At 55.3% G+C, this 13,957-nt stretch carries 11 protein-coding genes; 9 read left to right on the top strand and 2 right to left on the bottom strand.

Annotated features, from left to right (window positions below; genetic code table 11):
* Positions 1 to 40: 40 nt before the first annotated feature.
* Positions 41 to 322: a DUF2218 domain-containing protein gene (locus A6R74_RS13185; RefSeq protein ID WP_064234949.1), complete on the top strand. Its 282-nt coding sequence runs from the start codon at positions 41 to 43 to the stop codon at positions 320 to 322.
* A gap of 121 nt (positions 323 to 443) precedes the next feature.
* Positions 444 to 1,250, top strand: coding sequence for a 4-hydroxy-tetrahydrodipicolinate reductase (gene dapB / locus A6R74_RS13180; RefSeq protein ID WP_064234947.1), 807 nt, complete (start codon positions 444 to 446; stop codon positions 1,248 to 1,250).
* 83 nt (positions 1,251 to 1,333) lie between these two features.
* Here dapB and A6R74_RS13175 read toward each other — a convergent pair whose 3' ends face one another.
* Entirely contained in the window at positions 1,334 to 2,746 is a 1,413-nt protein-coding gene (locus A6R74_RS13175) for a DNA cytosine methyltransferase (protein ID WP_064234945.1), read from the bottom strand.
* A gap of 428 nt (positions 2,747 to 3,174) precedes the next feature.
* Here A6R74_RS13175 and carA point away from each other — a divergent pair, with 428 nt between their 5' ends.
* From carA to greA, 3 genes are all read left to right on the top strand, one after another.
* Positions 3,175 to 4,320, top strand: coding sequence for a glutamine-hydrolyzing carbamoyl-phosphate synthase small subunit (carA, locus tag A6R74_RS13170; protein ID WP_205634193.1), 1,146 nt, complete (start codon positions 3,175 to 3,177; stop codon positions 4,318 to 4,320).
* Positions 4,321 to 4,389: 69 nt separating this feature from the next.
* Positions 4,390 to 7,620 carry a carbamoyl-phosphate synthase large subunit gene (carB, locus tag A6R74_RS13165; protein ID WP_064234940.1) on the top strand — a complete coding sequence of 1,077 codons (3,231 nt, stop codon included), beginning with the start codon at positions 4,390 to 4,392 and terminating at the stop codon, positions 7,618 to 7,620.
* Positions 7,617 to 8,093, top strand: coding sequence for a transcription elongation factor GreA (gene greA / locus A6R74_RS13160; RefSeq protein WP_064234938.1), 477 nt, complete (start codon positions 7,617 to 7,619; stop codon positions 8,091 to 8,093). Before carB ends, greA begins: the two co-directional genes overlap by 4 nt.
* Positions 8,094 to 8,187: 94 nt before the next feature.
* Here greA and yhbY read toward each other — a convergent pair whose 3' ends face one another.
* Positions 8,188 to 8,514 (bottom strand): ribosome assembly RNA-binding protein YhbY, encoded by a 327-nt coding sequence (gene yhbY, locus A6R74_RS13155; protein WP_064234936.1) that lies wholly within the window; start codon positions 8,512 to 8,514, stop codon positions 8,188 to 8,190.
* Positions 8,515 to 8,628: 114 nt separating this feature from the next.
* On the opposite strand from yhbY, the gene rlmE reads away from it, so the two are divergent.
* From rlmE to glmM, 4 genes are all read left to right on the top strand, one after another.
* Positions 8,629 to 9,276, top strand: coding sequence for a 23S rRNA (uridine(2552)-2'-O)-methyltransferase RlmE (rlmE, locus tag A6R74_RS13150; protein ID WP_035582941.1), 648 nt, complete (start codon positions 8,629 to 8,631; stop codon positions 9,274 to 9,276).
* A gap of 257 nt (positions 9,277 to 9,533) precedes the next feature.
* Complete coding sequence (gene ftsH / locus A6R74_RS13145; RefSeq protein ID WP_064234933.1) at positions 9,534 to 11,534, top strand: ATP-dependent zinc metalloprotease FtsH; 2,001 nt, start codon at positions 9,534 to 9,536, stop codon at positions 11,532 to 11,534.
* A gap of 105 nt (positions 11,535 to 11,639) precedes the next feature.
* On the top strand, positions 11,640 to 12,554 hold the full coding sequence (gene folP / locus A6R74_RS13140) for a dihydropteroate synthase (RefSeq protein WP_064234931.1): 915 nt from the start codon (positions 11,640 to 11,642) through the stop codon (positions 12,552 to 12,554).
* Complete coding sequence (glmM, locus tag A6R74_RS13135) at positions 12,551 to 13,900, top strand: phosphoglucosamine mutase (RefSeq protein ID WP_064234928.1); 1,350 nt, start codon at positions 12,551 to 12,553, stop codon at positions 13,898 to 13,900. Before folP ends, glmM begins: the two co-directional genes overlap by 4 nt.
* Positions 13,901 to 13,957: the final 57 nt, after the last annotated feature.

The following is a 13,957-nucleotide window of genomic DNA, read 5'->3' as shown; positions in this document are numbered from 1 at the left end:
TTTTTAGTTAGCAAGTACTTACATTTATGGAGAGGCCGCTATGCCTTTATCTCGTGTTGAAATCGCCACGCCTTCCGCCGAACGTTTAATGAATCGACTCTGCAAACACTGGGCGCACAAGTTGGAAGTCGAGCAGAGTGATCAGCAAGCTACCATTACGTTTGCCACCGGCACCTGTTTAATGGTGGCTGAGGCCGATAAGTTAGTAGTGGCCCTCGAAACTCTCGAAGAGGAACATTTGGATGAGCTTGAAGGCGTGGTCGAGCGTCATTTGATCCGAATGGCAGGCGATGAAGAGCTGGCGATCGTCTGGGAGAACTGAGTTGCCCTTTGCGAGTTGTAAAAGGCCAGCGTCGAATGCTCGGGGGTGTCTGCTATAATCGCGGCAAATTTTGATCTCGCTTTTTTTGCACGCAACTGAAACGCAGAGCGCAGGAGTTCGCATGACCCGAATTGCCATAGTAGGCGTGGCTGGCCGCATGGGCCGGACATTGGTAAACGCTGTAGAGCAAGAGGCTGAGGCGACGCTAGCCGGTGGGATTGTGGAGCCAGGCAGCTCCTTGGCGGGCGCCGACATTGGCGAACTTGCCGGGGTAGGTAAGCGCGGCGTTGTCGCAGCGGATTCTCTGGCGTCGATTGTCGATGACTTTGATGTGTTGATCGACTTCACTGCTCCGCAGGTCACGCTGGCCAACCTGGCGTTCTGCGCTGAACACGGTAAGCGTATTGTGATTGGCACCACCGGCATGAGCGATGATGAGCTGGCCGAACTTGATAGCTACCGCGATAAGGTGGCCATGGTGTTCGCGCCCAATATGAGTGTCGGGGTTAATTTGACCCTGAAGCTGCTTGAAACCGCTGCCAAGGCACTGGGCGATGAAGGCTACGATATTGAAGTGATCGAGTCTCACCATCGCCATAAGGTCGATGCGCCTTCCGGCACCGCGATCAAAATGGGCGAAGTGATTGCCGATAGCCTGGGCCGCAGCCTGAAAGAGCACGGCGTGTTCGAACGAGTAGGGCAGTGTGGCCCGCGTAGCGATAAAGAGATCGGCTTTGCCACCGTGCGCGCGGGGGATATCGTCGGCGAACATACGGTGATGTTTGCCACTGAAGGCGAGCGTATCGAAATCACCCATAAAGCCTCCAGTCGCATGACCTTCGCCAAGGGGGCGGTACGAGCGGCGCGCTGGGTCGCTGGCAAACAGAACGGCCGATACGATATGCAGGATGTGTTGGGCCTTATCTAGTTTGAACGCGATTGATAAAACCACAGTTAGCGTTTGTGCGTGAGAAGGGGTGAAAGCCCCTTCTGCGTATTTAAAAAAGTGCCTTAAAACAGGCTGGGCTGCGGTACCTTTTGCTGCCGCTCAAAGGCTTGGCTCCACTCGTAGTGAGAGGTCTCCCGATAGCGTGAGAACTTAAAATCCTCAGGCGGTGTCGTTGCTTTGTTTTCGAGCAGGTCTTTCACCAGTTTGCCGACCGCGTAACCTAAGCTGGCGGGTACGGCGTTGCCCACTTGTTTATATTGCTGCACTAACGGCCCTGCCAGTTGCCAGCTATCGGGAAATTCTTGGATTCGTTTGTACTCTTCTATGGATAAGGGCCGATCTTCTTCAGGGTGCGCCAAATCTGTCGCGGGCATGGCTGGGTGGGTCACCAGGGTCGGGGAGGGTTTATCCCAGCTTAGGCGTCTCAAAAAGCCTGTTTTGCCGCCGCCGGAAAAATAAGACTTTCCTAAGGCTTCTTGCTGCATAGCAGGGGCTAACGCACGCCAATTCTGTCCGGCCTTTAGCTGACGATAATACTTCAAGCGTTTTTCTGGAAAATTAAGGTGCGTGTGGCTTGTCAGGCCTGCAACCGCGTCTTTGAAGTTTTTCCACTTCGGGAGACCGTGGCTGCCTTGCTCGGAGTGGGTTGGCTGTAAAAAAGGGGCGGCGCAGCCATCACGTGAGCAAACGATGATGACTCTTTCACGGGTTTGTGGGGTGCCAAAGTTCGCCGAGTTATACAGATTAAAGGTGCATGAGTAACCGGCTTTTTTCAGTAGGCACAATACGAAATTAAGCGCTCCGCCTTTCATCTCGTCCAGCGAGAGGTCGGGGAAGCCGGGGCCGCGCTGGCTATGGGGCCGGTGGTCCATCGGGCAGGAAAGCAGTCCACGCACGTTCTCAATGACGAGGAAGCGTGGCTGTATCTCAATGGCCAGATTAATAAACGTTAGAAAGGCGTTGCCGCGATCATCATTGAAAGCCTTTCGCTTGCCCGCGGTGCTAAACGCTTGGCAGGGCGGGCCGCCTACCATCAAGTCAACATCGTTCGCCTCTAGCTGCGCCGCTGCTAAAATTTGTGCGGCTGAGTAGTCATTGATGTCGCCGAGTAAGGCTGTATTGGGGCGATTGAGTAGAATCGTTTGACGGCAGTATTTGTCGAGTTCGCAGGCTAAACGGATATCAAACCCGGCTTCTTCGATGCCAAGATCCAGCCCCATTGCACCTGAGAAAAAACTTAAGGCGATTGGCTTATCATTATCAGTATCGCCCGAGGCGTCAAAGTAGGCTGGGTGATCTTTTGCGATACGCTGCTCTAACGCTTGTTGGTAGTGTTTGACACTTTGGGCATTGACCACCCAAGTGCTGCCGATTCTTTCTGCCTTTAGCGCCTGTTTCCGGCACAGGGTTCTTGCGTGCTGAGGGCTAACCCCAAGCTTTAGCGCGGCATCTTCAATGCTGATGTGGGGACTCACTTTTGTTTCCCTTGCGAAACGTTAGGCAGGTACCTATGGTCGATGCCTGGCTGATTGGTGTCAATAGGTGTTGTAGGGGGTAGTTTTGGGCAATCAAATCCTGTAACATTTCAAAAATTTTGGCCGGGTGGCCTGGAAAAATCTCTAGACGGCGCGCTTGTTGCGTTGGCCAGCCCAAAGCCTGCCCTTGAGTTTGCTGTGCTTAAGCGAAAAGTGTTAACCGAAAAGCGAAGCAACTCAGAAAGGCATCGAACAACAAGCGGGATGAAACCGATTCTTTTTATCGGCTTCGTCCCGCTTTTTTACGACCCTACTTTTGAAACAGACAGTTTTGATAGCTAGCGTCGTGGATTAATCAAGAAATTGCTGAGCCTGCGCCCCACAGGCTCCCACCAGCATGGGAGGATCTTGTTTTGAATAACCCCGCATTGAGCAAACCCGCAATATTGGCCCTGGAAGATGGCAGCGTGTTCCACGGCATCGCCATTGGCGCGGACGGATTAACCAGCGGTGAGGTGGTGTTCAATACGGCCATGACCGGCTACCAAGAGATCCTCACCGACCCCTCCTACACCCGCCAAATCGTTACGCTCACCTATCCCCATATCGGCAATACTGGCATTAACGCTGAAGACATTGAGTCAGCTTCTATTGCCGCAGCAGGCTTGGTGATTCGCGATTTACCGCTAATGGCCAGCAGCTTCCGCTCTGAGCAGTCGCTCTCGGACTACCTGAAAAGCCAAAACGTGCTGGGCATTGCCGATATCGATACCCGTCGCCTAACGCGCATTTTGCGTGATAAAGGTGCGCAGAACGGGGCGATTTTGGCAGGTGCTGATGCGGAAGGTGACGACGCGGTCACTCGGGCGCTGGAAGCCGCCATGGCTTTCCCGGGTCTGAAGGGTATGGATCTGGCCAAAGAAGTGTCGTGTAAGCAAGCCTACGAATGGTCGGAAGGTGAGTGGACGCTGGGTGAAGGCTACGCCGATGCGTCTAAAAGTGAGCGCCCCTACCATGTGGTGGCGTACGACTACGGGGTGAAATTCAACATCCTGCGTATGCTGGCCGCGCGTGGCTGTCGCCTGACAGTGGTGCCCGCACAAACGCCTGCCGCTGAGGTGCTGGCGATGAACCCGGATGGGGTATTTTTAGCTAACGGCCCTGGTGACCCGGAGCCCTGCGACTACGCCATCAAAGCGATCCAGGACGTGCTGAAAACTGAGATTCCGGTATTCGGTATCTGCCTGGGCCACCAATTGCTGGCGCTGGCTTCCGGTGCGAAGACGGTCAAAATGAGCCACGGCCACCACGGTGCCAACCACCCGGTGCAGGATCTGGATACCGGCACGGTAATGATCACCAGCCAGAACCACGGCTTTGCGGCAGATGAAGCAACGTTGCCGGCCAACGTTCGTGCCACGCACCGCTCGCTGTTTGACGGCACCTTGCAAGGGATTGAGCTCACCGACCGACCGGCGTTCAGCTTTCAAGGCCACCCGGAAGCGAGCCCCGGCCCGCGCGACGTGGCGCCGCTGTTTGATCGCTTCGTCGCGATGATGCAGGCGCGTCGCTAACGCGCTCAGTCGCATCACTGTATCGCCGTCTTTTGTCGCTCATCGTCACCATTTTTTGCGGGAACCGTTATGCCTAAGCGTACCGACATTAACAGTATTTTGATCATTGGCGCTGGCCCGATCGTCATCGGCCAGGCCTGCGAATTCGACTACTCTGGCGCCCAGGCGTGTAAAGCGCTGCGCGAAGAGGGTTACCGGGTTATTTTGGTTAACTCCAACCCCGCCACCATCATGACCGACCCGGCCATGGCCGATGCCACTTACATCGAGCCGATTACTTGGCAGACGGTGGAAAAAATCATCGAAGCCGAGCGCCCCGATGCGATTTTGCCGACGATGGGTGGCCAGACGGCGCTGAATTGTGCCCTTGATCTTGAAAAACATGGCGTGCTGGAGAAGTACGGTGTGGAGATGATCGGTGCCAACGCCGATGCGATTAACATGGCCGAAGACCGTGATCTGTTTGATCAGGCCATGAAGCGGATTGGTTTAGAGTGCCCGAAAGCGAAAGTCGCCCACACCATGGATGAGGCCTGGGAAATTCAGGCTGAACTTGGTTTCCCGACTATTATTCGCCCTTCCTACACCATGGGTGGCTCTGGTGGTGGTGTGGCGTACAACAAGGAAGAGTTCGAAGAGATCTGTACCCGCGGTTTCGAGCTCTCCAACAATCACGAGCTGCTCATCGACGAGTCGCTGCTGGGTTGGAAAGAGTACGAGATGGAGGTCGTGCGTGACAAAAACGACAACTGCATCATCGTCTGCGCGATTGAGAACTTCGACCCCATGGGGGTGCACACCGGCGACTCGATCACCGTGGCCCCGGCGCAAACGCTGACCGATAAAGAGTACCAGATCATGCGTGACGCCAGCCTCGCGGTACTGCGCGAGATTGGTGTAGAGACCGGTGGCTCCAATGTCCAGTTCGGCATGGATCCCAAAACCGGGCGCCTAGTGGTCATCGAAATGAACCCACGGGTGTCGCGCTCCTCGGCGCTGGCTTCGAAAGCCACTGGCTTCCCGATTGCCAAGATTGCCGCCAAGCTGGCGGTGGGCTATACCCTGGATGAGCTGCAAAACGATATTACCGGTGGTCAAACCCCGGCTTCGTTTGAGCCGTCTATTGATTACGTGGTTACCAAAATTCCGCGCTTCACCTTCGAGAAATTCCCTCAGGCCAACGACCGCCTGACGACGCAGATGAAGTCGGTGGGTGAAGTGATGGCCATTGGCCGTACGTTCCAGGAGTCGTTGCAGAAAGCGCTGCGTGGGCTGGAAACGGGTAACGATGGCCTTGATCCGATCATTACCGACTTTACCCCGGATAACATGGCGATTATCCAGGGCGAGCTGCAGGCTGCCGGTGCCGAGCGTATTTTATATATCGCTGATGCCATGCGTTCGGGCATGAGCGTTGAGGATGTGTTTACGCTCACCAATATCGACCCTTGGTTCTTGGTTCAGCTGGAAGATCTGGTGCTGACGGAAAACGCCGTTGCCAAGCGCTCGCTGGCTGACTTCTCGGCCAAGGAGATCTATCAGCTCAAGCGCAAAGGCTTTGGCGATGCGCGCCTGGCTAAGCTGCTGAACGTCAGCGAAAAAGACTTCCGCGAAACCCGTCAGGCCGCCGGTATTCGCCCGGTTTATAAGCGCGTCGATACCTGTGCCGCTGAGTTCGCTTCTGATACCGCTTATATGTACTCCACCTATGAAGAGGAGTGCGAGGCGGATGTCTCTGATCGCCAGAAAATTATGGTGCTGGGCGGTGGCCCGAACCGAATCGGCCAGGGTATTGAGTTTGATTACTGCTGTGTGCACGCCGCCTTCGCCATGCGCGACGACGGCTACGAAACCATCATGGTCAACTGCAACCCGGAAACGGTTTCTACCGATTACGACACTTCCGATCGTCTCTACTTTGAGCCGGTGACGTTGGAAGACGTGCTCGAAATTGCTGATAAAGAGAAGCCGGTAGGCGTTATCGTTCAGTTCGGTGGCCAAACGCCGCTGAAACTGGCTCGCGCGCTAGAGGCCGCCGGTGTACCGATCATTGGCACCACCCCGGATGCTATCGACCGGGCTGAAGACCGCGAGCGTTTCCAGGTGATGATCGACAAGCTGGGTCTCAAGCAGCCGCCCAACGCCACCGCGCGCAGCTTTGCCGAAGCGTTTGATAAAGCCGAAGCGATTGGCTACCCGCTGGTGGTACGCCCGAGCTACGTACTGGGTGGTCGGGCCATGGAGATCGTCTACGACGCCTCCGAGCTTGAAAATTACATGACCCACGCGGTGAAAGTCTCCAACGACTCACCGGTGCTGCTGGATCACTTCCTGAGTGCGGCGATCGAGATCGATATCGATGCAGTGTCAGACGGTCAGCAGGTGGTGATTGGCGGCATCATGCAGCACGTCGAGCAGGCGGGTGTTCACTCCGGTGATTCCGCTTGTGCATTGCCACCTTACTCGCTGCCTGCCGATGTGCAGGACGAAATGCGCCATCAGGTGAAACAGATGGCCGTTGAGCTGGGTGTTAAAGGCCTAATGAACGTGCAGCTTGCCTGGCAGGATGGCGAAATTTACGTGATCGAGGTGAACCCCCGCGCTTCGCGTACAGTGCCTTTTGTCTCTAAATGCATTGGTACCTCGCTGGCGCAGGTTGCTGCCCGCTGCATGGCCGGTAAAACCCTGGCCGAGCAGGGCTTTGAGCGCGAAATCGTGCCGCACTTCTATAGCGTTAAAGAGGCGGTCTTCCCGTTCAATAAATTCCCCGGTGTCGATCCGATTCTCTCACCGGAAATGAAGTCGACCGGCGAAGTAATGGGCTCTGGTGACACCTTCGCAGAGGCTTTTTTCAAAGCCCAATTAGGCGCTGGCGAGGCGATTCCTGCGCTAACGGGGGAGCGTAAAGCGTTTTTGTCTGTGCGCGAACCTGACAAGGCGGGGATTATCGAAGTGGGTCGTTCTCTGTTAGCATTAGGCTTTACGCTATGTGCAACACAGGGGACAGCGGCTGCTTTGGAAGCTGCTGGGCTTGCTGTGGAGCACGTCAATAAAGTCTACGAAGGTCGTCCCCATATCGTCGATCTGCTTAAGAACGACGAAATCGCCTACATTGTGAACACCACTGAAGGTCGTCAGGCTATTAACGACTCTTCGGTAATTCGCCGTACTGCTCTCGCGCGCAAGGTGCCCTATGCGACCACCTTGGCGGGCGCTAATGCTGTTTGCATGGCGCTTGAGTACGGTAGGGAGATTACGGTGCGGCGCCTTCAGGATCTGCATGCAGGAGCAAGTCAATGAACAAGGTCCCGATGACGGTTGCGGGAGAGAAAAGTCTTCGCGAAGAGTTGAATCATCTCAAAGGCGAAGCGCGTCCGCAGGTGATCGCGGCCATCGCCGAGGCGCGTGAGCACGGCGATCTCAAAGAGAACGCCGAGTACCACGCCGCTCGCGAGCAGCAGGGGTTTATCGAAGGGCGTATTCAGGAGATCGAAAGTAAGCTCTCCGTCTGCCAAGTAATTGATGTCACCAAGCTGCCAAAAACGGGCAAAGTGATTTTTGGCGTTACCGTGACGTTAATGAATCTGGATACCGATGCGGAAGTCACTTATCGTATCGTCGGCGAAGATGAGGCGGATATTAAGTCCGGCCGTATCTCGGTCACTTCTCCCATCGCCCGTGCTTTAATCGGCAAAGAAGAGGGTGATGTGGTGGTGGTGAAAACACCCGGCGGCGATGTTGAGTACGAAATAGGTAGCGTCGAGTACATTTGATAAAAAAACACCCCTTCAATTGGCCTGCATTAGGTCGGTTGAAGGGGCGTTCTAGTCTAGCGACGCTCGATTTAACGCGAGTTCCGTCTAGCGGTTAGTACCGGCCGTGGTGGTTCTCAAAGCGGGTAACATTAGAAAGCTTCGGGTTCACCTGCGGGTTTCTACGGTAGAGCAGCGCCATTTTGCCAATGGTTTGCACCAGGTCGGCACGGCTGTTGGCGGTCAGTTCGGCGATGATCGCCGCACGATCGTCACGCTCAGGAAGGGCGAGTTTCACTTTGATCAGTTCGTGATCGGTGAGTGCGCGGTTAAGTTCTGCGAGCAAATTTTCGGAGACGCCGTTCTCAGAAACGGTGACCACTGGGTTAAGATGGTGGCCAATGCTACGAAATGCTTTCTTTTGTGCCTGTGACAAGCTCATGGTATCTTGCGGTATCCCGGTTAGCGCTTAACGCTCCATCTTACGGTGAAACGTCACCGAGTGAAAGCGATCGCGTGAATGCGCCCATCTCTTATTCCAGTGTTAGATTCCTACATGCAGCAAAAGCCCCCAAATCGAAAACATTCCGTCAGCAAGACCAGCAATAACTGGAAGAAAGAGCATTTCGACGACCAGTACGTGAAGCAGAGCTGGCAAGATGGCTACCGCTCCCGCGCCAGCTATAAGCTGATCGAGTTGGATGAAAAGGATAAACTGCTGCGCCCGGGTATGACGGTGATTGATCTGGGCGCAGCGCCTGGCGGGTGGAGTCAAATCGCTGCGGAGAGGGTGGGGCCTGAAGGTGTGGTGATTGCCTCTGATATTTTAGAGATGGATGCGCTGGCCGGTGTAGACTTTATCCAGGGTGATTTCACTGAAGAGGCAGTGCTAGAGGCGATACTGAAACGCCTAGATAATCGCCGTGTAGACCTTGTGATGTCGGATATGGCCCCCAATATGAGTGGTATGGCGGCGATTGATCAGCCTCAGGCGATGTACTTAGTGGAGCTTGCGTTAGAACTCGCGCGCGAAACGTTGTCACCTGGTGGTCGATTTTTAGCTAAAGTATTCCAGGGGGAAGGGTTTGACGCCTATTTGAAAGAGCTGCGTGGCAGCTTTAGCAAAGTGGTGACTCGTAAGCCGGATGCTTCTCGGGCACGCTCCCGGGAAGTTTATTTCCTGGCCGAAGGGTTTCGCGGGTAACTGGTTAGGCTGGTTCAGCAGTTGCTGGCGTGGTTAATAGCCAAGATTTATCAGCGCGATTGCCAGACAGGCAAGCGCAACGTGTGTCACATTAGTCGCCATAAGTGCGCGTGACACAGATGGCCCGAGGCATAAGACGCTTTGGCAATGGTTGAACGCTTGATGCTGATGTAATGTCGTATTACTAAGCGAATTAGTAGAAGGCTTTATTAAGCATCAGGGTTTAACTGACAGATTCTTGTAATGAGGGTAGCCCCTTGAACGATATGGCGAAGAACCTGATTCTGTGGTTGGTCATCGCGGCCGTCCTACTGACAGTGTTCAACAATTTCAGTACCGAAAGTGCACCGCAAAACACCAACTATTCCCAGTTTGTGCAGCAGGTGCAAAATCAACAGGTGCGTAGCGTGACCATTGATGGCTATACCATCACGGGTGAGCGCACGGACGGCTCTCAGTTCCAGACCATCCGCCCCTCGGCGGAAGATCCCAAGCTGATGGACGATCTGTTGAGCAACAACGTGACAGTAGTGGGCAAGGAGCCAGAACAGCAAAGTATCTGGACGCGGCTGCTGATTGCCAGTTTCCCGATTCTGCTAATTTTGGGCATCTTCATGTTCTTCATGCGCCAAATGCAGGGCGGAGCCGGTGGTGGTAAAGGCGGCCCGATGAGCTTTGGTAAATCGAAGGCCAAGCTGCTCTCTCAAGATCAGATCAAAACGACGTTTGCCGATGTGGCGGGCTGTGATGAAGCCAAGGAAGAAGTAGAAGAGCTAGTCGACTTCCTACGTGATCCGACCAAATTTCAACGCTTGGGTGGCACCATCCCACGCGGCGTGTTGATGGTGGGGCCGCCAGGTACCGGTAAAACGCTGTTAGCCAAGTCGATTGCAGGCGAAGCTAAAGTGCCGTTCTTCTCGATTTCAGGTTCTGATTTCGTTGAAATGTTTGTCGGTGTCGGTGCATCCCGTGTGCGCGATATGTTCGAACAGGCCAAGAAGCAGGCGCCTTGCATTATCTTTATTGATGAAATCGACGCGGTTGGTCGCTCGCGTGGCACTGGTATGGGCGGTGGTAACGACGAGCGCGAACAGACGTTGAACCAACTGCTGGTTGAGATGGATGGCTTTGAAGCCAACGAAGGTGTCATTGTTATCGCCGCGACCAACCGTCCTGATGTACTCGACCCAGCGCTGATGCGTCCGGGCCGTTTTGACCGTCAGGTAACGGTCGGCTTGCCGGATATTCGTGGTCGTGAGCACATTTTGGGTGTTCACCTGCGCAAAGTGCCGCTGGCGGATGACGTCAAACCGCAGTTGATTGCGCGCGGTACGCCTGGCTTCTCCGGCGCGGATCTAGCCAATCTGGTGAACGAATCGGCACTGTTTGCAGCCCGTCGTAATAAGCGTCTGGTGAGCATGGAAGAGCTTGAGCTCGCGAAGGACAAGATCATGATGGGCGCTGAGCGCAAATCGATGGTCATGACCGATAAAGAGAAGCTCAACACGGCTTACCATGAGTCTGGTCACGCCATTATCGGCTTGGTCGTGCCTTCCCATGACCCGGTCTATAAAGTAACGATTATTCCGCGTGGTCGTGCGCTGGGTGTCACCATGTTCCTGCCGGAAGAGGATCGTTACAGCCTGTCGAAGCAGCAAATTCTGGGGCAAATCTGCTCACTGTTTGGCGGTCGTATTGCGGAAGAGATGACTCTAGGCCCTAACGGTGTCACTACCGGTGCCTCCAACGACATTAAGCGTGCTACCGAGCTGGCCCACAACATGGTTGCCAAGTGGGGCTTGTCGGACGAAATGGGCCCGATCATGTACGACGAGGACGAGTCTCATCAGTTCCTCGGCGGCCCGGGCCAGGGTGGCGGCAAGATGAAGTCAGGTGATACCACCACGCGCCTTGATAAGGAAGTTCGCAAAATCATCGACGATTGCTACGAGCAGGCGCGTCAAATCCTGACCGACAATCGCGATAAGCTTGATGCCATGGCAGAAGCCTTGATGAAGTACGAGACCATTGATGCCGCGCAGCTGAAGGACATCATGGAAGGCCGTGACCCACGCCCGCCGGAAGGCTGGGATGATGGAGACTCGCCCGGTGGCGGCACGCCTGTCAACGATGACAAGCCGCAGGTGAAGGCCGAAGATGACGCTTCTTCTAACGCTTCTGGAAATGATGGTGAAGAGGACGACGATGAGCCGCGTCGCCGCCCCTCAGACCCGCTAGGCGGTCCCGCAGGCCCATAACAGCCAGCACTGCCGAATGAGCAAAAGGCGCCCCGTCAGGGGCGCCTTTTTTGTTATGCTGTGTACATACCACTGCAATGTTTATTTTCTTGATCAGGCTGCAGCATGAAATCAATTCTGGACACGTCCTCTACACGAACCGCAGAAAATGCATTCCAGCTGCGTTGCGGGCGCCATTTGCTAGACCTCTCCTTTCCCCGGGTGATGGGCATACTTAATGTGACGCCGGACTCTTTTTCCGATGGCGGACAGCACGTGGCATTGGATGATGCTTTGCGCCACGCCGAACGGATGCTGGCTGAAGGGGCGGCGATGATAGACGTCGGTGGCGAGTCGACCCGCCCCGGGGCGACACCGGTTAGCCCCCAGGAAGAGTTGGATCGGGTGGCGCCGGTGGTGGAAGTCTTGGTGCGCGAGCTGGATGCGTTAGTGTCGGTGGATACTAGCTGCCCGGCGGTCATACGCGAGGCGAGTGAGCTGGGTGCTGGAATGATTAACGATGTGCGCGCCCTTGAGCGGGAGGGTGCGCTGTTGGCCGCGGTGGGCAGTGGTCTCCCCGTCTGTTTGATGCATCGTCAGGGCGAGCCGCAAGATATGCAGCAATCGCCCGCCTATCAGCGCCCTATTGAGGAAGAGGTGGCTGACTATCTAGCGCGTCGGGTGGCCGAATGCGAGGCGGCCGGTTTACGCCGCAATCGCCTATTGATAGACCCTGGCTTTGGCTTCGGCAAAACCGTCGAACACAATCTACGCTTACTTAAATATATGGAGTCTCTACAGTCGTTGGAGCTTCCATTGTTAGTGGGTATGTCGCGTAAAAGTATGATTGGCAAGGTGTTGGGCCGCCCAGTGGAGGAGCGCCTTAGCGGTGGTTTAGCGCTCGCTGCCATGGCGGTGGAGCGTGGCGCGAATATTCTGCGCGTGCATGATGTGGCTGCAACGGTAGATGCAGTCAATATGGCGTGGGCGGTACTACAAGAAGGCTGCGAGCCGCCGCTTAACAAGGAGTTTGACGCATGACAAGACGCTATTTCGGGACGGATGGGATTCGCGGCACGGTGGGTAAGTCACCGATTACCGCTGACTTTATGCTCAAGCTGGGCTGGGCGGCGGGCCAGGTGCTGCGCCGTGAGAAAGGCCGGACTCGAGTGTTGATCGGCAAAGATACACGGATCTCTGGCTATATGTTTGAATCCGCCTTAGAGGCAGGGCTTTCCGCGGCGGGTGTCGATGTATCATTGCTGGGGCCTATGCCCACGCCTGGGATTGCCTACTTAACGCGGACGTTTCGTGCCGATGCGGGCATCGTCATTTCGGCATCGCATAACCCGTTTGACGATAATGGCATCAAGTTTTTCTCCGCCGAGGGCAAAAAGCTCCCCGATGAGACGGAAGACCGTATCGAGGCAATGTTAGAGGCGCCGCTGACCACCGCGGAAGCCGCACAGTTAGGTAAAGCAACCCGCATTGACGACGCCGCAGGCCGTTATATTGAGTTTTGCAAATCGACACTGCCTGATCGGCTGAGCCTGCACGGCCTCAAAATCGTGCTGGATTGTGCTCACGGTGCTACTTACCATATTGCGCCCAACGTGTTTCGCGAGCTGGGGGCTGACGTGACGACCATTGGTGCCTCGCCTGATGGGTTAAATATTAACCAGCAGGTGGGCTCAACGCACCCCGCGGCTCTGCGTGCTGCCGTTATTCAGCAAAATGCAGATTTGGGAATCGCCTTTGATGGCGATGGCGACCGCGTGCTGCTGGTTGATGGCGATGGGCGTGAAGTCGACGGCGACGATATCCTGTATCTGATTGCCCGCGACCGCCACGAACGTGGTTTGCTGCAAGGCGGCGTGGTTGGCACGCTAATGTCCAATTTTGGCTTATCGATGGCGCTTGATAAGCTGGGGATTCCTTTTGAGCGAGCCAAAGTGGGTGACCGCTTTGTGATGGAGCGCATGGCTGCCAATGGTTGGGAGCTAGGCGGCGAGTCATCGGGGCATATTGTTTGCGGCCATGTGCAGACCACCGGTGACGGCGTCGTCTCTGCGCTGCAGGTGCTCGCGCTGATGATGCGCGAGCAGAAGAGCCTTCCGATCCTGTTGAGGGATCTTGAGAAAGTACCGCAGGCACTGGTAAATGTGCGTTTGCCTGCCAGCGCCAGCGCAAAAGAAGTAATGGCATCTTCGCCACTTCAGCAGGCAGTCGCCGCGTTAGAGCATGAGTTGGGCGATGAGGGCCGAGTGTTGCTACGCCCGTCAGGCACTGAACCATTGATTCGTGTGATGGTGGAGGGGCGTGCCCATTTAGATGTCGATCAATTAGCGCGTGGTTTGGCAGATCAGGTCCAGGCATTAATTCAATAAGTGGACACAACGAATTGGCATCGTAAGCCGGTTCATTAAACTAGACGTGTATTTACA

Origin of the sequence: Halomonas sp. ALS9 (assembly GCF_001651035.1) — a bacterium.
Taxonomy (GTDB): domain Bacteria; phylum Pseudomonadota; class Gammaproteobacteria; order Pseudomonadales; family Halomonadaceae; genus Vreelandella.
This window is presented reverse-complemented; position numbering and strand designations above follow the sequence as displayed.

Coding starts and splice junctions, on each gene's coding strand:
- rlmE (WP_035582941.1), top strand. CDS start 8,629: ATGCAGCAAAAGCCCCCAAATCGAAAACATTCCGTCAGCAAGACCAGC.
- carB (WP_064234940.1), top strand. CDS start 4,390: ATGCCTAAGCGTACCGACATTAACAGTATTTTGATCATTGGCGCTGGC.
- greA (WP_064234938.1), top strand. CDS start 7,617: ATGAACAAGGTCCCGATGACGGTTGCGGGAGAGAAAAGTCTTCGCGAA.
- A6R74_RS13185 (WP_064234949.1), top strand. CDS start 41: ATGCCTTTATCTCGTGTTGAAATCGCCACGCCTTCCGCCGAACGTTTA.
- dapB (WP_064234947.1), top strand. CDS start 444: ATGACCCGAATTGCCATAGTAGGCGTGGCTGGCCGCATGGGCCGGACA.
- yhbY (WP_064234936.1), bottom strand. CDS start 8,514: ATGAGCTTGTCACAGGCACAAAAGAAAGCATTTCGTAGCATTGGCCAC.
- folP (WP_064234931.1), top strand. CDS start 11,640: ATGAAATCAATTCTGGACACGTCCTCTACACGAACCGCAGAAAATGCA.
- glmM (WP_064234928.1), top strand. CDS start 12,551: ATGACAAGACGCTATTTCGGGACGGATGGGATTCGCGGCACGGTGGGT.